General features: G+C 68.9%; 19 protein-coding genes and 4 tRNA genes. 19 read left to right on the top strand and 4 right to left on the bottom strand.

Annotated elements, in window-relative coordinates:
- Positions 1 to 114 precede the first annotated feature (114 nt).
- The 18 genes from QSK25_RS23645 (at position 115) to QSK25_RS23730 (ending at position 12,833) form a co-directional block, all read left to right on the top strand.
- The gene (locus QSK25_RS23645; protein WP_285641322.1) at positions 115 to 786 is read left to right on the top strand and encodes a helix-turn-helix transcriptional regulator; all 672 of its coding nucleotides are present in this window, start codon (positions 115 to 117) and stop codon (positions 784 to 786) included.
- Entirely contained in the window at positions 783 to 2,237 is a 1,455-nt protein-coding gene (gene sufB, locus QSK25_RS23650; protein WP_285641324.1) for a Fe-S cluster assembly protein SufB, read from the top strand. Before QSK25_RS23645 ends, sufB begins: the two co-directional genes overlap by 4 nt.
- Position 2,238: 1 nt before the next feature.
- Positions 2,239 to 3,396 carry a Fe-S cluster assembly protein SufD gene (gene sufD / locus QSK25_RS23655; protein WP_285641326.1) on the top strand — a complete coding sequence of 386 codons (1,158 nt, stop codon included), beginning with the start codon at positions 2,239 to 2,241 and terminating at the stop codon, positions 3,394 to 3,396.
- Positions 3,393 to 3,707 carry a non-heme iron oxygenase ferredoxin subunit gene (locus QSK25_RS23660; protein WP_285641328.1) on the top strand — a complete coding sequence of 105 codons (315 nt, stop codon included), beginning with the start codon at positions 3,393 to 3,395 and terminating at the stop codon, positions 3,705 to 3,707. The genes sufD and QSK25_RS23660 overlap by 4 nt, the downstream gene beginning before the upstream one ends.
- Positions 3,708 to 3,743: 36 nt before the next feature.
- Positions 3,744 to 4,517: a Fe-S cluster assembly ATPase SufC gene (gene sufC / locus QSK25_RS23665; RefSeq protein ID WP_285641331.1), complete on the top strand. Its 774-nt coding sequence runs from the start codon at positions 3,744 to 3,746 to the stop codon at positions 4,515 to 4,517.
- Between the two features lie 26 nt (positions 4,518 to 4,543).
- Positions 4,544 to 5,821, top strand: a complete 1,278-nt coding sequence (locus QSK25_RS23670) for a cysteine desulfurase (RefSeq protein ID WP_285641332.1) — start codon at positions 4,544 to 4,546, stop codon at positions 5,819 to 5,821.
- 1 nt (position 5,822) lies between these two features.
- Complete coding sequence (sufU, locus tag QSK25_RS23675) at positions 5,823 to 6,263, top strand: Fe-S cluster assembly sulfur transfer protein SufU (RefSeq protein ID WP_285641333.1); 441 nt, start codon at positions 5,823 to 5,825, stop codon at positions 6,261 to 6,263.
- Entirely contained in the window at positions 6,260 to 6,646 is a 387-nt protein-coding gene (locus QSK25_RS23680; RefSeq protein WP_285641334.1) for a metal-sulfur cluster assembly factor, read from the top strand. Before sufU ends, QSK25_RS23680 begins: the two co-directional genes overlap by 4 nt.
- Positions 6,647 to 6,713: 67 nt before the next feature.
- On the top strand, positions 6,714 to 7,469 hold the full coding sequence (locus QSK25_RS23685) for a hypothetical protein (protein ID WP_285641335.1): 756 nt from the start codon (positions 6,714 to 6,716) through the stop codon (positions 7,467 to 7,469).
- A 348-nt stretch (positions 7,470 to 7,817) separates the two neighbouring features.
- Positions 7,818 to 7,890, top strand: a tRNA-Gly gene (locus QSK25_RS23690).
- Positions 7,891 to 7,902: 12 nt separating this feature from the next.
- Positions 7,903 to 7,976, top strand: a tRNA-Leu gene (locus QSK25_RS23695).
- A gap of 1 nt (position 7,977) precedes the next feature.
- Positions 7,978 to 8,050 (top strand) — tRNA-Leu (locus tag QSK25_RS23700).
- Positions 8,051 to 8,139: 89 nt separating this feature from the next.
- Positions 8,140 to 8,217: transfer RNA gene (locus QSK25_RS23705), tRNA-Ile, on the top strand.
- 54 nt (positions 8,218 to 8,271) lie between these two features.
- Positions 8,272 to 9,123 carry a DUF72 domain-containing protein gene (locus QSK25_RS23710; RefSeq protein ID WP_502881887.1) on the top strand — a complete coding sequence of 284 codons (852 nt, stop codon included), beginning with the start codon at positions 8,272 to 8,274 and terminating at the stop codon, positions 9,121 to 9,123.
- A 4-nt stretch (positions 9,124 to 9,127) separates the two neighbouring features.
- Complete coding sequence (locus QSK25_RS23715) at positions 9,128 to 9,568, top strand: NUDIX domain-containing protein (RefSeq protein WP_285641337.1); 441 nt, start codon at positions 9,128 to 9,130, stop codon at positions 9,566 to 9,568.
- 147 nt (positions 9,569 to 9,715) lie between these two features.
- A complete protein-coding gene (locus tag QSK25_RS23720; RefSeq protein ID WP_285641339.1) occupies positions 9,716 to 10,939 on the top strand; it encodes a prenyltransferase/squalene oxidase repeat-containing protein in 1,224 nt (407 codons plus the stop codon).
- Entirely contained in the window at positions 10,936 to 12,015 is a 1,080-nt protein-coding gene (locus QSK25_RS23725) for a cytochrome P450 (protein ID WP_285641341.1), read from the top strand. The genes QSK25_RS23720 and QSK25_RS23725 overlap by 4 nt, the downstream gene beginning before the upstream one ends.
- Entirely contained in the window at positions 12,003 to 12,833 is an 831-nt protein-coding gene (locus tag QSK25_RS23730; protein WP_285641343.1) for a UbiA prenyltransferase family protein, read from the top strand. Before QSK25_RS23725 ends, QSK25_RS23730 begins: the two co-directional genes overlap by 13 nt.
- Here the strand turns inward: QSK25_RS23730 and QSK25_RS23735 are convergent.
- From QSK25_RS23735 to QSK25_RS23750, 4 genes are all read right to left on the bottom strand, one after another.
- Positions 12,830 to 13,630 (bottom strand): SAM-dependent methyltransferase, encoded by an 801-nt coding sequence (locus tag QSK25_RS23735; protein ID WP_285641345.1) that lies wholly within the window; start codon positions 13,628 to 13,630, stop codon positions 12,830 to 12,832. The genes QSK25_RS23730 and QSK25_RS23735 overlap by 4 nt on opposite strands.
- Before the next feature lie 68 nt (positions 13,631 to 13,698).
- Positions 13,699 to 14,763, bottom strand: a complete 1,065-nt coding sequence (locus QSK25_RS23740) for a carboxylate-amine ligase (protein ID WP_285641346.1) — start codon at positions 14,761 to 14,763, stop codon at positions 13,699 to 13,701.
- Between the two features lie 154 nt (positions 14,764 to 14,917).
- The gene (locus tag QSK25_RS23745) at positions 14,918 to 16,594 is read right to left on the bottom strand and encodes a GGDEF domain-containing protein (RefSeq protein ID WP_285641347.1); all 1,677 of its coding nucleotides are present in this window, start codon (positions 16,592 to 16,594) and stop codon (positions 14,918 to 14,920) included.
- A gap of 124 nt (positions 16,595 to 16,718) precedes the next feature.
- Positions 16,719 to 18,074 (bottom strand): lycopene cyclase family protein, encoded by a 1,356-nt coding sequence (locus QSK25_RS23750; RefSeq protein WP_285641348.1) that lies wholly within the window; start codon positions 18,072 to 18,074, stop codon positions 16,719 to 16,721.
- Positions 18,075 to 18,169: 95 nt separating this feature from the next.
- Between QSK25_RS23750 and QSK25_RS23755 the strand changes: the two genes are divergently transcribed.
- Positions 18,170 to 18,628: a nitroreductase family deazaflavin-dependent oxidoreductase gene (locus tag QSK25_RS23755; protein WP_285641349.1), complete on the top strand. Its 459-nt coding sequence runs from the start codon at positions 18,170 to 18,172 to the stop codon at positions 18,626 to 18,628.
- Positions 18,629 to 18,967 lie beyond the last annotated feature (339 nt).

The raw sequence follows: 18,967 nt of genomic DNA on the forward strand, positions 1-18,967 counted from the left end.
TATCCAGCCACGTTCAGCCGTGAGTCAGGTCACCCTGTGACCGCGATCTTTGCGACCTCCGGCTAAATACGCAACACTGGTGTTGTGAAAAACGCCGAGACCCACCTTGACGCCGTGCCCCAGCACGACGGCAAGACTCGGCGTGCTGTCGCCAGGCTCCTCCTGGAGCAGGGCCCGGTCACCGCGGCAGCCGTCGCGGAGGAGCTGGGCATCAGCCCGACAGCGGTGCGCCGGCACATCGACGCGCTGCTCGCGGACGGCGAGGCCATCACCAGGGACGCACCGAGGCAGACGCAACGTGGCCGAGGTCGTCCCGCGAAGCTGTTCCTCCTGACTGACGCCGGACGTGCCCGGTTCGGCCACGCCTACGACGACCTCGCGGTCGCCGCGCTCAGGTTCCTCGCCCAGACGGGCGGGGAAGAAGCGGTCAAGGCGTTCGCGCAAAGTCGGGTCGACGCGCTCGTGGACCGGCATCGATCGTCGATCGTGGCCCAGGTCACGCCCGCCGAACGGGCCAAGGCCCTCGCAGCCGCGCTGACCAGGGAGGGCTACGCTTCATCGGCTCGCAACGTCGGGGTGGGTGAGCAGTTGTGCCAGCACCACTGCCCGGTCGCCCACGTCGCCGCCGAGTTCCCCCAGCTGTGCGAGACCGAGACGGAGACGTTCGCGAACCTCCTCGGTACCCACGTGCAGCGCCTCGCGACGATCGCCCGCGGCCACGCCGTGTGCACGACGCACATCCCGAACACTTCACGGATCCCAGATGATGGAGGGGAGCCCGCATGACTGCCGCTGCCGAGCAGCGCACGCCCACCACGGTGCAGTCTCCGCTCACGCAGGAAGAGACCATCGCGTCTCTCGGCAACTACGAGTTCGGCTGGGCCGACTCCGACGCTGCCGGCGCGAGCGCCCGCCGAGGCCTCAGCGAGGACGTCGTCCGCGACATCTCGGCGAAGAAGGACGAGCCCGAGTGGATGCTCGACTACCGGTTGAAGGCGCTGAAGCTCTTCGACCTCAAGCCGATGCCCAACTGGGGCGCCGACCTCTCTGGGATCGACTTCGACTCGATCAAGTACTTCGTGCGGTCCACGGAGAAGCAGGCCACCTCGTGGGAGGACCTGCCCGAGGACATCAAGAACACGTACGACCGGCTGGGCATCCCCGAGGCTGAGAAGCAGCGCCTCGTCGCGGGTGTCGCCGCCCAGTACGAGTCCGAGGTCGTCTACCACCAGATCCGCGAGGACCTGGAGCAGCAGGGTGTCATCTTCGTCGACACCGACTCGGGTCTGCGGGACTACCCGGAGCTCTTCAAGGAGTACTTCGGCTCGGTCATCCCGGCCGGTGACAACAAGTTCTCCGCGCTGAACTCCGCGACCTGGTCCGGCGGCTCGTTCATCTACGTGCCGAAGGGTGTCCACGTCGACATCCCGCTGCAGGCCTACTTCCGGATCAACACCGAGAACATGGGCCAGTTCGAGCGCACGCTGATCATCGTCGACGAAGACGCCTACGTGCACTACGTCGAAGGCTGCACCGCGCCGATCTACTCGTCGGACTCGCTGCACTCGGCCGTCGTCGAGATCGTCGTGAAGAAGGGCGGCCGCTGCCGCTACACGACCATCCAGAACTGGTCGAACAACGTCTACAACCTGGTCACCAAGCGCGCCAAGGCCGAAGAGGGCGCGACCATGGAGTGGGTCGACGGCAACATCGGCTCCAAGGTGACCATGAAGTACCCGGCCGTGTTCCTCATGGGCGAGCACGCCAAGGGCGAGGTCCTCTCGATCGCGTTCGCGGGCGAGGGCCAGCACCAGGACGCCGGCGCCAAGATGGTCCACATGGCCCCGCACACCTCCTCGACCATCGTGTCGAAGTCGGTGGCGCGCGGCGGTGGCCGCACGTCGTACCGCGGCCTGGTCCAGGTCAACAAGCGGGCGCACCACTCGAAGTCCACGGTGAAGTGCGACGCGCTGCTGGTCGACACCATCAGCCGCTCGGACACCTACCCGTACGTCGACGTCCGCGAGGACGACGTCGCGATGGGCCACGAGGCCACGGTCTCGAAGGTCTCCGAGGACCAGCTGTTCTACCTGATGTCGCGCGGCCTCAACGAGGACGAGGCCATGGCGATGATCGTGCGCGGGTTCGTCGAGCCCATCGCGCGCGAGCTCCCCATGGAGTACGCCCTCGAGCTGAACCGCCTGATCGAACTGCAGATGGAAGGGGCCGTCGGCTGACATGGCCGCCCTGTCGACTCAACCTCACTCCCACGGTGCCGTCGTCCCGGTCGCCTCTCGCGCGGAGCACTTCACGTCGTACGACGTGGACGCGTTCGAGGTCCCGGGCGGCCGTGAGGAGATCTGGCGCTTCACGCCTCTCAAGCGTCTGGCCGGTCTGCACTCCGGCGCTGCGGCAACGGGTTCCGCTGCCGTCGAGGTGAACGCCGCCGCCGGTGTCACCGTCGAGACGGTCGGTCGTGACGACGACCGCCTCGGCAAGGCCGGCGTCCCCGGTGACCGCATCGCGGCCCAGGCGTACACGTCCTTCGAGCAGGCCACGGTCGTGACGCTGCCCGGCGACGCGAAGTCCGAGCCCACGACCGTCACCGTCACCGGTGCCGGCGAGGGCCAGGTCGCGTACGGCCACCTGCTGGTCAAGGCCGCGCAGTTCGCCGAGGGCACGGTGGTCGTCGACTACCGCGGCTCCGGCGCCTACGCGGAGAACGTCGAGTTCGTCGTCGCGGACGGCGCTCACCTCCAGGTGATCGCGATCCACGACTGGGCCGACGACGCCGTGCACGTCTCGCAGCACCACGTGAAGCTGGGCCGGGACGCGTCGATCAAGCACACGGTCGTGACGCTCGGCGGCGACGCCGTCCGCATCACGCCGGTCGTGCAGTACGCGGGCAAGGGCGGCGACGCCGACCTGGCCGGCCTGTACTTCGCGGACGCGGGCCAGCACCAGGAGCACCGCCCGTTCATCGACCACTCGCAGCCCAACTGCCGCAGCAACGTGGTCTACAAGGGCGCGCTGCAGGGCGAGGGCGCGCACACCGTGTGGATCGGCGACGTGCTGATCCGCGCGGCGGCCGAGGGCACCGAGACGTACGAGCTCAACCGCAACCTGGTGCTCACCGACGGCGCGCGTGCCGACTCGGTGCCGAACCTGGAGATCGAGACCGGCGAGATCGAGGGCGCGGGCCACGCCAGCGCCACCGGCCGGTTCGACGACGAGCAGCTGTTCTACCTGCAGGCGCGCGGCATCCCGGAGGACCAGGCACGGCGACTCGTCGTGCGCGGCTTCTTCCAGGAGCTGATCGCGAAGATCAACGTCCCCGAGGTGCGCGAGCGCCTCGAGGCCGCCATCGAGGCAGAGCTCGAGGCGGTCGGCGCGTGATCAAGGTGTGTGCACTGTCCGAACTGGACAACCGCAAGCCCTTCGCGGCCACCGTGGACGACGTGGACGTCGTCCTGGTGCGCGAGGGCGAGCGGGTGCACGCACTCGCGGATCTGTGCTCGCACGCCGCGGTGTCGCTGAGCGAGGGCGAGGTCTCCCGCAAGGGGATCGAGTGCTGGTTGCACGGGTCGTGCTTCGACCTGGAGACCGGCAAGCCCTCGTCGCCGCCCGCCAGCGAACCGGTCGACGTCTACGCCGTCGACATCCGGGACGGCGACGTCTTCGTCGACGTCACCGTCACCACGAACTGACTTTCTTTAGCTACACCACCAGGAGAACGGCAAGTCATGGCCACCCTTGAGATCAAGGACCTGCACGTCTCGGTCGTCAGCGAGGACGCTCCCAAGGAGATCCTCAAGGGCGTCGACCTGACGATCAAGGCCGGCGAGACGCACGCCATCATGGGCCCCAACGGCTCCGGCAAGTCCACGCTGTCCTACGCGATCGCCGGGCACCCGAAGTACACGATCACCTCGGGCACCGTCACCCTCGACGGCGAGGACGTCCTCGAGATGTCCGTCGACGAGCGCGCCCGCGCGGGCCTCTTCCTCGCCATGCAGTACCCGGTCGAGGTCCCCGGCGTCTCGATGTCGAACTTCCTGCGCACCGCCGCCACCGCCGTGCGCGGCGAGGCCCCGAACCTCCGCCACTGGGTGAAGGAGGTCAAGGGTGCGATGGCCGACCTCGACATCGACCCGGCGTTCGCCGAGCGTTCGGTGAACGAGGGCTTCTCCGGCGGTGAGAAGAAGCGCCACGAGATCCTGCAGCTGGGCCTGCTCCAGCCGAAGGTCGCGATCCTCGACGAGACCGACTCCGGTCTCGACGTCGACGCGCTGCGCGTCGTGTCCGAGGGCGTCAACCGCTACAAGGCCTCCGGTGAGGTCGGCGTCATGCTGATCACGCACTACACCCGGATCCTCAAGTACATCCAGCCGGACTTCGTGCACGTCTTCGCGAACGGCCGGATCGTCGAGTCGGGCGGCCGCGAGCTCGCCGACCAGCTCGAGTCCGAGGGTTACGTGAAGTACACCGGAAAGTCGGAAGCCGCAGCCATTTCCTAACGTTGCAGGTGTTGAGAGGAGGCGCTGTGACCACCACCGCAGCACCACTGGACGTCACCGCCCTCAGGGCGGACTTCCCGATCCTGTCTCGCACCGTTCGTGACGGGAAGCGCCTGGTCTACCTGGACTCCGGCGCCACCTCGCAACGCCCGACGCAGGTTCTGGACGCTGAAAAGGCGTTCTTGCAGGAGCACAACGCGGCCGTGCACCGCGGCGCGCACCAGCTGGCGGAAGAGGCGACCGACGCGTACGAGGGTGCGCGTCAGCGCATCGCGGACTTCGTCGGCGCCGACTTCGGCGAGCTCGTGTTCACCAAGAACGCCACCGAGGGCTTCAACCTCGTGGCGTACGCGATGGGCAACGCCGCCACGTCCGGCCCCGAGGCGAAGCGCTTCGTGGTCGGTCCCGGCGACGAGATCGTCGTGACCGAGATGGAGCACCACGCGAACCTCGTTCCGTGGCAGCAGCTCGCTGCCCGGACCGGCGCGACGCTGAAGTGGTTCGGGCTGACCTCGGACGGCAGGCTCGACCTGTCCGATGTGGACAGCGTGATCACGCCGCGCACCAAGGTCGTCGCGTTCACGCACCAGTCGAACGTGACCGGCGTGATCAACCCGGTCGACGTGCTCGTCGCGGCGGCGCGGAAGGTCGGCGCGCTGACCGTGCTGGACGCGTGCCAGTCCGTTCCGCACGGCCCGGTCGACTTCCGCGAGCTCGGCGTCGACTTCGCGTCGTTCTCGGGGCACAAGATGCTCGGCCCGTCCGGCATCGGTGTCCTCTATGGACGGCGTGAGCTGCTGGAGGCGTTGCCCCCCTTCATCACCGGCGGCTCGATGATCGAGCTGGTGAAGATGGAGGGCTCGACGTTCGCCCCGCCGCCGCAGCGCTTCGAGGCCGGTTCGCCGATGACGTCCCAGGCCGTCGGTCTGGGTGCCGCGGTGGACTACCTCGGCGTCGTGGGCATGGAGCGCATCCACGCCCATGAGCACGCGCTGACCGTTGCGGCGCTGGAAGGTCTGTCGGCCGTCCAGGGTGTGCGGCTGATCGGTCCGTCCGACGCCGTGCACCGCGGCGGCGCCGTGCCGTTCGAGATCGAGGGCGTGCACCCGCACGACGCCGGTCAGGTGCTCGACAGCCTGGGCATCGCCGTGCGCGTGGGTCACCACTGCGCGTGGCCGCTGCACCGCTGCCTCAACGCCCAGTCGTCGGTGCGCGCGACGTTCTACCTGTACAACACGCTCGACGAGGTCGACGCGCTGGTCGACGGCGTCCGCGAGGCGCAGAAGTTCTTCGGGGTGGCCTGAGATGCAGCTCCAGCAGATGTACCAGGAGATCATCCTGGACCACTACAAGAACCCGCACGGTCGCGGCCTGCGCGACCCGTTCGACGCCGAGTCGTTCCAGGTCAACCCGACCTGCGGCGACGAGGTGACGTTGCGGGTCAAGCTCGACGGCGAGACCGTCGCCGACGTGTCGTACGACGGCCAGGGCTGCTCGATCAGCCAGGCGTCGACGTCGGTGCTGACGGACCTCGTCGTGGGCAAGCCCGTCGGCGAGGCGTTCAAGAAGATGGACGCGTTCGTCGAGCTCATGCAGAGCCGCGGTCAGATCGAGCCCGACGAGGACGTCCTGGAAGACGGCATCGCCTTCGCCGGTGTGTCGAAGTACCCGGCGCGCGTGAAGTGCGCGCTGCTGGGCTGGATGGCCTTCAAAGACGCAGTAGCACGAAGCCAGGGAGCAGCATGAGCACCGAAGAAGTGGTCCGGGGAGCCGAAGGCATGCCGGTCTTCGAGCCCAAGGCTGACGTCGCCGCGCTGGACGACGTGGAAGAAGCGATGCGCGACGTCGTGGACCCCGAGCTCGGCATCAACGTCGTGGACCTCGGACTCGTCTACGACATCCACGTCGACGACAAGAACGTCGCCACCATCGACATGACGCTCACGTCCGCGGCCTGCCCGCTGACCGACGTCATCGAGGACCAGACCCGCGCCGCCCTCACCGGTGGCACGGGCGGCGGTCTCGTGTCGGACTTCCGCATCAACTGGGTGTGGATGCCGCCGTGGGGCCCCGAGAAGATCACCGACGACGGCCGCGAGCAGCTGAGGGCGCTCGGCTTCACGGTCTGATCGGCCTTTCAGTCGAACGGCGCGCATTCCACCACGGGATGCGCGCCGTTCGCTTTACGCTGCGGCCATGAGGCGACTGGCTCCGTTGCTGGTTCTGGCTGTGGTCGCGTGTTCTCCCACCCCGCCGGGCGTGACGCGGTCCTCGACCGTGCCCCCGCCGCCGCTGACGACGACCGCCACGACCACCACGTGGAAGCCCAACCAGGCCGAGCAGGTCCAGGGCGTCTTCGCCGACTTCGTGAAAGCCCTCCACGAGAAGAACGGCGACGCCGCGGCGGCGTTGGCGGCGGACGTCTCGATCGCCCGGTGGGAGACCTACCGGGTGCACGCGCTGAAGAGCACCGAGGCCGACCTCGCCGGCCTTCCGGTCATCGAACGCGCCATCGTCTACGGGCTGCGCGCGTCCGCGGGTCCCTCCCTGCGGAACGGCACCGGCCGCACGGTCCTGGTCACGGCGGTCCAGCAGGGCCTCGTCACCCTGAACCTGACGACCAGGCTCGTGAACGCGGACGGCACCACCACCGTCAAGGAGGCGACGCCCGTGCTGGTGAACCTCGTCCTCGGCGCCGACGAGGTGACCGGAGAGCTGGCGTCGAACGATCCCGCCGCGCCCGCGTTCCCCAAGCCGATCAAGTTCACGTTCCTGCGCGAGGGCGAGAACTGGAAGATCGACCTGGCCGGTGTGAACGGCATGGCGCTCTACGTGTTCGAGGAACTGGCCGCGCGCAGGGGCGTGACCGCGGACCAGTTGCTGATCGAGGCGCTCACCGCCCAATACGGCGCCGCCCGCGTCGCCGAGCTCCGCAAACCCCTAGAAGGCTGATTCCCAGTTCCTGGGAGAGAATTAAATGCGTTGCGAGCGTCCTGGACGCTCGCCTAGCTTGGTGTCATCACGAACGAACGAGATCAACCGGAGGAAGACATGCTCGCCAAGGCACAGCTCGCGGGATGGCGGATTCTCGCCCTCATCGCCGGCGGTCTGCTGGCGCTGGCGTGGGGCTCCACGCCATGACCTGATCCCCAGGTCATGACCTCGGAGCCGCCCACGGGAAACCTGGGCGGTTTTCTTTTTGGCCTGCGTCACAATGCCGGTGAGCTTGGGAAGCGGAACTGCCTCCAAAACAGTTTCCCGAGGGTTCGAGTCCTTCCATCGGTGCTGCTCGAAAACAATGCGGTCGTGGTGAACTCGGCGGACACGTCGGTCTTCCAAACCGAAGCAGGGGGTTCGATGCCCTCCGGCCGCTCGCACGAAGAAAGTGGATCTAGCCCAACTGGTAGAGGCACATGGTTGAGGGCCATGACAGTCGGGGTTCGACTCCCCGGATCCGCACGCCCCGGTAGCCCAACGGAAGAGGCAACGCGCTCAGAACGCGTCCAGTGCAGGTTCGAATCCTGCCCGCGGCACTGCACAACTGAACAAGGGGGACGCGCCGGCGCGCAGGTGATCCTTGCAAGATCGCCCCGGAGGGTTCGACACCCTCGTCTTCCACTTCCGTCCCGTAGCTCAGCCCGGTGAGAGCGTCCGCCTGATACGCGGTAGGTCCCAGGTTCAAATCCTGGCGGGACGACCATCGTTCGCTTGCGAACCAGTAGATTGGGCCCACGACCGACAGGGAGTGGGTGGAGTGGCACGTCTGCACGTCGGCTGCGCGATGTGGAACCACAAGGCATGGCCCGGACGGTTCCTGCCGCAACCGCTGCCGCCGAAGGAACGCCTGCGGGCGTACGCGGGCTGGTGCAACGCGGTCGAGGGCAACACCACCTTCTACGCGACCCCGGCCCGCAGCACCGTGCAGACGTGGGCGCAGCAGACCGACCCGGACTTCCGGTTCGTCGTGAAGGTGCCGAAGGTCGTCACGCACGAACGCCGGTTCGCCGGGGTCGAGGCCGACATGCGCGCGTTCCTGGACGCGATCGACCCCCTCGGTGACCGCGCCGTGCTGTGGACCCAGCTGCCCGCGTCGTTCAGCCCTGCCGACGTCGAGGCGCTCGGCCGGTTCCTGCGCAGGCTGCCCGCCGACCGCCGGCGTGCGGTCGAGGTGCGCCACCTGAGCTTCTTCACCGACGAACACGCGACGGCGTTGCTCGAAAGCACCCTCGCCGACGCGGACTCCGAGTGGATCCCGTTCGACACTGAGGTCCTCTTCGCGAGCCCGCCGACCAGCGAGGGCGAGGCGGAGGCGTGGGCCAAGAAACCGAGGACGCCGCGCCGCACGCGCGCGCTGACCGACCGGCCCGTCGTCCGCTACCTGGGCAGAGACGCCGACGAGGAGACGGTCGAGGGCTGGCGGCCGTGGACCGAGGTGGTCGCGGGCTGGCTGCGCGAGGGCCGTTCGCCGACGTTCTTCGTGCACACCCCCAACAACGACGACGCACCCGCGCTCGCCCGCCGTTTCCACGACGACGTGCGGGCGTTGGTGCCGGAGCTCGACCCGCTGCCGGATCCGGCGCCGGTCGAGCCCGCCACGCTGTTCTGAGCCCGTGAACTCCAGCAGAGCGCTCTCCGGAGCCGGAGCCCTGTTCTTCGACGGAGCGGGGCGCCTTCTCCTCGTCGAGCCCACCTACAAGCCGCACTGGGAGATCCCAGGGGGCGTGATCGAGCACGGCGAGACGCCGAGCGAGGCCTGCCGCCGCGAGGTCTTCGAGGAACTGGGGCTGGAGCGCGAACCCGGCCGGTTGCTGGTGGCCGACTGGGCCCCGCGCGACGGCGAGGACCGCGTGCTGTTCGTGTTCGAGGGCGGTCTGATCGACGCGGCCGAGATCCGGTTGCAGGCCGAGGAACTCAGGTCGTTCACGTTCGTGCCACCGGAGGACGCCGGGCACTTCCTGATCCCGCGGCTCACCCGCCGGGTCACCGAAGCGGTGCGGGCCAGGGAGTCGGGCGAGACCCGCTACCTCGAACACGGCCGCCCTCCGCGGTAGACGACCACCCTGCCGTGTGCTCCTCTGAACGGCCTAACCGGTGCTACTCTCTGTGTTCCTAGGGTTACGCAGTTGCTATCTCCGGGGGCCGCGATGAGGCTGTCAGCGCAACTCGCAGACGATCCCTGGAGCGGCATTTCACCGTCCGTGTACGAGACGGGCAGGCTCGTCGCGCTGGCGCCGTGGCTGAAGGGCCACCAGGCCAGGATCCGGTACCTGCTGGACAGCCAGCACGCGGACGGCACCTGGGGCGGTCCCGGGGAGTACGCGCTGGTCCCGACGTTGAGCGCGGTCGACGCCCTGGGCAGGCACCCGGCGGCGCGGCGGGGTCTCGCGGCGTTGCGGCGGCTGCTCAGCCGTCCGGTGAAGCTGCCGGACACGGTCGCGGTCGAGCTCATCGTGCCCGCGCTCGCGGAACGACTCGGCCTGCGCACACCGTTCGACCCCCGGCCGTTGCACGCGCTGCGCCACCGGCCGTTGCCGGACAAGCTCTGGCACACCCTCGAGATCTTCGGCCCGCGGCCCGAGGTCGTGCCCGTCGGCGGCATCGTGGCCGCGAGCCCGGCCGCGACGGCGGTGCACCTCGGCATGCCTCGACCGGGTGACGGTCTGCGGTACTTGGAGGCGGTCCAAGAAGCGCACGGTGGGCCGGTGCCCGCCGGGGTGCCGGTGCCGTTGTTCGAACGGTCCTGGATCGTCGTCGCGCTGAAGTCCGCGGGCCTGGACGTGCCCGATGCCGCGATCGGTGAGATCGCGGCCGCGTTCGGGCCACGCGGTGCGGCCGGGGGACCGGGGCTGCCCGCCGACGCCGACGACACCGCGACCGCGTTGCACGCCCTCGCGTTGTGCGACAGCCCCGGCCCGATCAGCACCCTCGGCCGTTATCGCGAAGCCCGGCACTTCGCCTGCTTCCCGGGCGAGCGCACGCCGTCGACCAGCACGAACGCCCACGCGCTGCAGGCTTTGCGCCACGACCGCGCGCTGGAGGAGTGGTTGCGGGACATGCAGGAACCGGACGGCAGCTGGCGCGACAAGTGGCACGCCTCGCCGTACTACGCGACAGCGTGCGTCACGAACGCCCTAAGGGGCAACGAAAAAGCCGTCGACTGGGTGCTCGCGACGCAACGCGCCGACGGTTCGTGGGGCCGGTGGGAAGGCACCTACGAGGAAACCGCCTACGCCATCAGGATCCTGGCGTGGTCGGCGCGGGACGTCACGGCCGCGACGGGGCGTGGTGCGCAGTTCCTGCACAGCTGGGGAGAGCGCCCGCACCCGCCGCTGTGGCATGACAAAGACCTTTACACCCCGACGAGAATCGTGCAGGCCGAAGGCGTGGCGGCCCTGCACCTGGCCTGCGCGGTGAGCCGGTGAACCGCACCGAGCTGAGGTTCGCGTGGCGGCTGGTCCCGTTCCTCGACTCGGTGCAGGGCGTCGAGGACGGCCTGGTCCGGCTGCGCGAACGGCGCTGGCTGGTCTGGCACCCGGACGTCGTGGCGGCGTTGTTCCGCAACGACCGGGCGTTGAGCCATCCGCCGAGCCGGACGCTGAGTCCGTTGCTGGGCAACCGGTCCGTGCTCTGGCTCGACGGCCCCGAGCACACCGCGTACCGGCGCGCGCTCGTCCCCCTGCTGCGCGGCGAGCAGCACCGGACGCTGATCGAGGAGGAGGTCGCCCGGGCAGTCCGTGTGTTGCCGACCGGGCCGACGAGCCTGACCGGGTGGACCAGGACGCTGACCCTGCGGATCATCGGCCGGGTCGTCTTCGGCGTGCACGACGACGAGCTGCTCACGGCGTTCCGCCGCTGGCTGGACCGGCGCCTCGGCAGCCGCGTGCGCACCCTCGCGCACCGCTGGCTCACCCCTGGCGCCACCCGGTCGGACCCGCGGCTGGACGCGATGGTGTTGCGGCGCGCGCAGTCCGCCGAACCTCCAGCGCTCGCGGCCCGTCTGCCGCGCACCGACCTGCGCGACCAGGTCGTGTCGTTGTTGTTCGCGGGGCACGAGACGACGGCGAGCGCCACGGCGTGGACGGTGTACTGGATGCACCGGGCGGGCATCACCGACCGGCTCGACCTGGTCGACGCGGCGATCGCGGAGTCGTTGCGGTTGTCGCCGCCCGCGACCCTGGCCGGCAACCGGATGAGCGCCGACGGCATGGTGCTCACCCCGTCGATCTACCTCGCGCACAGGCGGGCCGCGACGTACGAGAACCCGCACGTGTTCGACCCGTTCCGCGTGCCGCCGCCCACCGGGGCGTTCTTCCCGTTCGGCGGGGGAGTGCGGCACTGCCCCGGCCGCGACCTGGCGTTGCTGGAGATCCGGCTGATCGTCACGGCGTTGTTGCGGCACCGGCACGTCCAGCTCGGTTCGTCCAGCACACCCCAGTTGCGGGGCGCCGCGATGGCGCCACCGCCGAACCTCGCGATGGTGGCCACTTGCCGGCGTTGATCCACCTCCACCGCCTGGAGCACCCGTTCGGCACCCACTACGCGTGCGCCGCCGCGTGGGGTGCCTGCTACGCGACGAGGTTCGACCTCGCGGTGGTGATCGCGGTGCTCGCCAACTTCGTCGCGATCATCTCCGGCAACCCGTTGAACGCCTACGCCGATCTGCGCAACGACGTGCACACCGACGAGAAGCGGCACCTGGTCCAGGCCGTGCGGGAGATCGGGGCGGCCAAGGTGCTGGCGCTGGCTGTCTTCGAGATGGTCTTCGCGCTGGCGCTGGCGGTCGCCGTCTCGTGGCCGGTCGCGGCCGGTGTCGGGCTGATCCTGGTGCTGTACCTGGCCTACAACCTCGAACCGGTGCGGCTGAAGCGGCGCGGGTACGCCGGACCGGTGGCGCTGGCGACCGCGGCGGGCCTGCTGCCGAGCATCACGGCCTACTCGGCCGCCGGGGGACAGCCGGAACCCGCGGTGTGGCTGGTGTTCTCCGGCGTCGCGTGCCTCGCGACGGGCCGCGCGTTGTGGTGGGCCGTGCCCGATCGCCGCGGTGACGCGCGGGCCGGCTCGCGCACCCCGGTCGTCCTGTACGGGACCCGGCACGCGCTGAACGCCACCACGCAGCTGACAGTCGGCGGGTTGCTGCTGGTCGGCGGCGGGCTGTGGTTCCGGTTCGGCGTGTTCTGGGCTTTCGCCGGTGTCGTGGCGTGTTCGTTGTTCCTGCTGGCGCGAGACCTGCCGTCGGCACGTCAGCAGCTCCGGTACGGCATGTCGCTGGCCGTCACCTCGACGATCGTGCTGGCCGCGATTCCGTTGCTCGCCTAGGGCTTGCGCGCGAGACCGCCGCAGCCGTGGAAGTGCTCGGGGTTGCGGTCCTGCACCTCGGCGGGATCGGGTTCCCACAACGGGATCGGCACGACGCCGGGGTGCAGGACCTCCATGCCGTCGAAGAACCGCACGACCTGCTCCGGGTACCGGAACGTGAACTCCGGCAGCGGCTGATCCCTGTACATGGCGCCGAAAAGTCCGACGGCGGCGAGCATGAACGGGTCGCGGCACGTGTGCGAGAGCCCGAGGTAGCTGCCGGGGGAGAGCGCGTCCAGGTAGCTCGCCAGGACCTTCTGCGGCTGGGCGTCGTCCGAGACGAAGTGGAGCACGTCCAGGACCAGCACGGCGACCGGTTCGCCGAGGTCCAGGGTTTCGGTGACCTCCCGCGAGCGCAGCACTTCCTCCGGATCGCACAGGTCCGCGCAGAGGTAGGCGACGCGCGGGTCGTCCTGCACGAGCGCCCGGCCCTCCGCCGCCACCGCGGGGTCGATCTCCACGTACACCACGCGCGCGCCGGGGGCGGCGAGGTGCACGTTGCCCGCGGTGGGCAGGCCGGAACCGAGGTCGAGGAACTGCCGCACGCCGAGCGCGGTCAGCCGCCGGACCACCCGGCCGAGGTACGCCCTGTGCGTGCGGCACAGGTACGGCAGGTGCGGTGCGGCGGACACCAACGCGTCGGCGAGCCGGTGGTCGGCCTCGGCGTTGCAGGTGCCGCCGAGCCAGTAGTCCCTGACCCGCGCGGTGTTGGGGAGTTCCGGGCCGTTCACTCCCGGGGCCCAGATGGGGGTGGCCACGGGGACTACTTACTGGATCGGCGCTTGGAGGCGCACCAAGCCGACCAGAGGTGTACCCGATCGAGTGATCAGACCGGTGAGGTCTGCGCGACCAGGAAGCCCACCACGTCGTCCAGCCTTCCCCTGCGCGCGAACGCCCTCCGTTGCCGCACCGCGCCCGTGCCGTCGAGCAGCAACCGGTCGATCCCGGTCGCCACCAGTTCGTAGTCGCCCGCGAACTCGAGCGCCGGACGGATCCACCGCAGCAACGACGCGACGATCGACGACGCCGGTGTCGGCGACCCCGTCACCGGGTCGATGCCGAAGCCCTCCAGGCCGTCCCGCGCCGCCCGCCACATCGCGACCTTCAACAGGTGCGGCGGCAGTTTCGGCGGCGGTGCGCCGGAACCCAGTGCGGTGGCGGCGATCCCGCGCACCAAGGCGGCCATCAGCACCGCCTCCTCGACCGTCGGCGCGACGTCCGAGACCCGCAGTTCCAGCGTGGGGTGCCGGGCCGACAGCCGGACGTCCCAGTAGAGCATCCCCGCGTCGATCGCCGCGCCGCTCGCGACGATCTCCTCCCTGGCCGCGTAGTACTCGGCCGCGGACTCGAAGTGCGGCGGCGCACCCGAGGTGGGCCAACGGTTCCAGACCACGTACCGCCAACTCGCGTAGCCCGTGTCGCCGTCGAGCCAGTACGGGGAGTTCGCCCCCAGCGCGAGAAGCGTGGGCAGCCACGGCCTGAGGTGGTTGCTGACGAAGATCTTCGCCTCGTCGTCCGGCAGCCCCACGTGCACGTGACAACCGCAGATCGCGAGGTCGTTGGTGAGCGCTCCCATCTCCTGCGCCATCTTGTGGTAGCGCGGGGAGTTCGTGAGCGGTGTCGGCATCGTGAGCCCCAGCACCGGGGTCCCGGTCGCGGCGAGCCTCGCGTCGTGCCGCCCGGCCCGTTCGATGAGCGCTTTCCGCGCTGTGGCCAGCTGATCGCGCAACACGGTCATGTCCGTGCAGACACCACTGGCCGATTCCACCTGGTATTGCGCGATTTCCTGCTGCAGATCGACCTCGTACCGGTCCGCACCGGCGAGAACGTCCTTGGCGCGGTTGGCCAAATGCCCCGTGGCCGCTTCGACGAGAACGAATTCTTCTTCCACGCCAACGGTGAGGAGGCCGTCCGTGCTTCTGCGCTGCGCGGGTACCGCTTGAGTTCTGCTGCCGACCTGCACGCCGAACCTCCTGTGCATTGAGTAGCACGCTCGATGCTATGAGTGATCAGCGCGCCGCACAGGAGGCGTTCGGTTGTACTTCTCAGCTCACCGCGCGTTGCGGGACACCACGCAGCACATCACGTCGTTCGCTCCCCGGCCGGCCCATGACCCAGCTGGATCCTGCGAGCGACTTCGCGTGCTCCTTCACCGGCGCCAGCAATCGCGAAACCTCGCGATACGACCCCACTGATCCCGGGGCACAGATAAGGGTCGCAAGAGAGAGGGTGATGTGTCGTCCCTCTGCCGTGTACGGCTTGTCGAGCAGACGAGCACTCAGCGGCACCGTCTCGTCCAAGCCCGCGAGGAGCAGGAAGTCGTCGCCACCGACGTGCCCGACCGTCACGCCGGGAAACGCGTGCGCGAGGTCCGCCAGGTCGTGCCCGATCTCGCGGATCAGGTCGTCACCCGCCGCGAACCCGACCGTGTCGTTCACCATCTTGAAGCTGTCGACGTCCAGCCACGAGATCGCGAAGATCTCGCCGACCTCGATGCGCCGGTCCACTTCCTTCGCGATCGCGTCGCTGCCGGGCAACCGAGTGAGGGGACTGAGCGCGGCCGCCTGCTCCACCTTCAACTCAGCCACACCACGCACCACGTCCGCCACGCGCACAACACCCATGCACCGCTCGTTGTGGTCCACGACGATGAGGTCGTCGTTGGTGCGTTCCCGGTTCGCACCGGCCACCACGTCCAGCAGATCGAGCGCCGACGACTCCGTACCGATGACATGAGGCTTGTCCGCGAGCCGCGCAGCCTCACGCTTCGCGTGCAACGCATGGCCGTACGGCCCGGTCACAGCCAAGAGGAACCGATTGCGGTCCACAGACCACTTCGGCCGCCCCTCACCGTCCAGCAACACGACCCCCGTGATCGAAGGCTGCGTGACGAACACCTCACGCACCTCCTCGCTGGTCGCGTGCTCCGGCAACACCGTCGCGGGATGCAGGAAGGCCGTGATCCGAGGCCCCGTGTTCGCCCGCCGGATCTCGCCGGTCTCCGTCACCGCCTCAGGCGCGATGCGGGCGTTCACCGCCGGCCTTCGCTGCGGCGGCGCCAAGAACTTCCCCTGCGCGAACCCGACGCCGAGCTTCCGCAGGTACGCGAGTTCGGCCTCCGTCTCCACCCCTTCGGCCACCACCTGCCCACCGGTGTACTCGCCCAGGTGCACCAACGACTTCACCAGCGCCCCCCGCGCGGCGTCGTCGGGCAACGTCCGGACGATCTCCCGATCGAGCTTGAGGTAGTCCGGACTGGCGCTCGTGAGGAGCCCGAGCGGCACGTCACCTTCGCCCACGCAGTCGAGCGCGATGCGAAAACCGTTGTTCCGCAACGTCTGCATGCCCCGGGCGAGCCGAACGCGATTGGCCCGCGAGTACGGCTCCCCGATCTCGACGACCACGCTGTCAGGCGACCGGTTCGCGTCCCTCAACGCCCCGTACAGGGGACTGAGGACCTCGGGCTTGTCCGCGACCGTGATCGCGAGCAGGTTCACGTGCAACGGCAACATCAACTCGAAGTCGGCGGCAGACCTGATGGCACGACAGGCGAGTCCGACGTCCGCGTTGGCGAGCAACCCGGCCCGGAACGCGGCCTGGAGCAGATCCTGCACGCTGCCGTCGTGTGGCCGGGCCAGCGCCTCGATCGCCACGACGCCCCCGGTGTTCAGGTTGAACAGCGGCTGGAAGGCGAACCTGACGTCATCCAGCAATGCGGGCACGCCCTCGATCGTGCACCCGTCGCACACCGTCACCAAGCCGGTTCACCAGCTGTTCACGAGCTTGGCTCCCTTTTGCCACCGCGGCACTGCACACGGTGATGCGCCGTTCACGCAGGGCGGCACCTCACACGAGTTTCCACCTGAGCCGGCCGGCCCCCTTGAACAACACACCCATGGCCCGCGCCGTCCCCAGGACGTCCTCCCGCCCGGACAGGTAGGCCACCTGCAACTCAGGATCAAGCCGGAAGAACAACTCGAAGAAGTCCTTCGTCTCCTCGGCATCGAGCCGCAACAACGACTCCAGCCCCTTGCGCCGCATGGCGTGCACGATCCGAGCCTGCACCGGCCAGATGACCTTGCGCGGATCCCGCCCGTTCCTGACCGCCTCCGCCACCCGCGGCGCCAGTTGGAGCGCAGTGGCAACGCTGTACCCCGTCGCAGGGTGGATGAAGCCGGCCGAGGCCCCGAACGCGAGCCCGCCGGCCCTGGGGGAGTCCAACGGAAACCGAACCCGCTCCTCACCCACCCCTTTCACACCGGGACCACTCGCCCCTTCGACCCCGGCCCCTTCGACCCCGGCCCCTTCCACCCCGGCCCCTTCCACCCTGGGGCCGCTCGACCCTTCCACCCCGGCCCCACCCAGGCCGTCCACTCCCGCGACCGCCCCACCTCGCCGGAGCGGTCCCTCCCCACCTCTCTCCGCCACCGCATCCCGTTCACGCCGTTCTCCACCCGCCGCATCCCCTCTGTGCGGCTCTCCACCAGGCGCATCCCCTTCATGCAGTTCTCCGCCGGCCGCATCCCCCTCACGCAGTTCGCCTCTCGCCCGTTTCCCACCCGCCCGTTCGCCTCCCGCCCGTTCCCCACCACGGCCGTCCCCCGCAAGACCTCCACCCGACTCACCCTGGGCGCGCACCTCCGCGCCCTCCCCACCTGCCCACCCACGTGCCCGCAGCCGCTGCCGAAGCTGCCCGAGCGCCATGCCCGGCCTCCCCGCCAGACACGTCTCCTCCACCAGCACCCGGCCATCACCCACCGGCACCGTGTAGAGGAACGTGTCCCCATCACCCCGCCAGTCCATCAACGTCACCTCGGTGCTCGTGCTGCTGATGAACGTCCCCACCGCCGTCTGCTCCGCACGCCCCTTGCGCGCGCCCGTGGCGTTGAACGTGTAGCGCGCCGCCTCTGGCCGTTGGAGCACATCGACCGTGTCCGGTAGTTCGTGCAGCTTGGCGTTGTCGAGCACCACGTACTTGCGTTCGATGCGGTGTTCCTCGCGCGCATAGGCCTTCACGGTCGTGCTCGTGGTTTTGACCGGAGTGCCGAACGGGAGCTCGTCTGCCCACGCGCCGTAAGTCGCCGTCCAGGGGCGGTGCGGATGGCGGTCGACGATCGCCGTGCGGAGTCCCAGCTCTGCACACGCGCGCGCGAGTGCGCGTCCTGCGGGACCTCCGCCGATCACCATCACGTCGTACGTCACTTGCGACCTCCATGAACTGCCACCACACCGCACCTCACTTGCGACCTCCACGAACTGCCACCACACCGCACCTCACGAGGTCCATGATTGACCGTGTGGCCAGGACCTACCGTCAGCACCTTGTGCGTCGTATCGGCAACGTCGTCATCAGCCGCGCCGTGTCACTCGGCATCGCGCCCTCCTACTACGTACTGCTGACCATCCGTGGCCGCCGCACGGGAACACCTCGCACGATCCCCATTCGTCTTATGGAGCACGACGGCGCGGAGTGGCTCGTCGCGCCGTACGGCGTGCGCGACTGGGTGCACAACGCACGGGCCTCCGGCGAGGCCGTGCTGCGAAGGGGACGTAGGTCACGTCAAGTCGATTTGCGCGAGGTTTCCGCGGCCGTCGCGGCGCCCGTCCTGGCCGCCTACGTCCGGAAAGAGCCCGTGACTAGGCCTTTCTTCGACGCGAAGGTCGGCGAGGCCGTCTCGGCGTTCGAAGCGGAGGCAGCCCGCCATCCCGTCTTCGCGGTGACGAACGCGCAGGTCAGTGGCGGTTCGGGCGCCTGAGGCACCCCCCGATTTGGAGATCGAAACAGCCCCGTGTAATGTTCTCCAAGTCAGAGCGACACGGGCCGGAAAACAAGCCGGAACGGGCCTGACAAAAAAGCCGGAAGACAAAAGCCTCGAAGAGGCCGATTTGACACCGGCGAGCAACACCAAATAAGCTTCAGAAACACCAGCCCCGAGTGAAACTCTCCGGAAACGGAGATTGGATCCGGTGAGCGCGTGTTCTTTGAGAACTCAACAGCGTGCCGAAACACAGCCAGTAATATGAATACCCCTCGTCGGGGTATTCCTTTGAGAGTAATACCAGATTGCCAGACATATTCCGTCTGGAGCGATCAA

The sequence above is a fragment of the Lentzea sp. NBRC 102530 genome, assembly GCF_030269365.1.
In the GTDB taxonomy this organism is placed as follows: Bacteria; Actinomycetota; Actinomycetes; order Mycobacteriales; family Pseudonocardiaceae; genus Lentzea.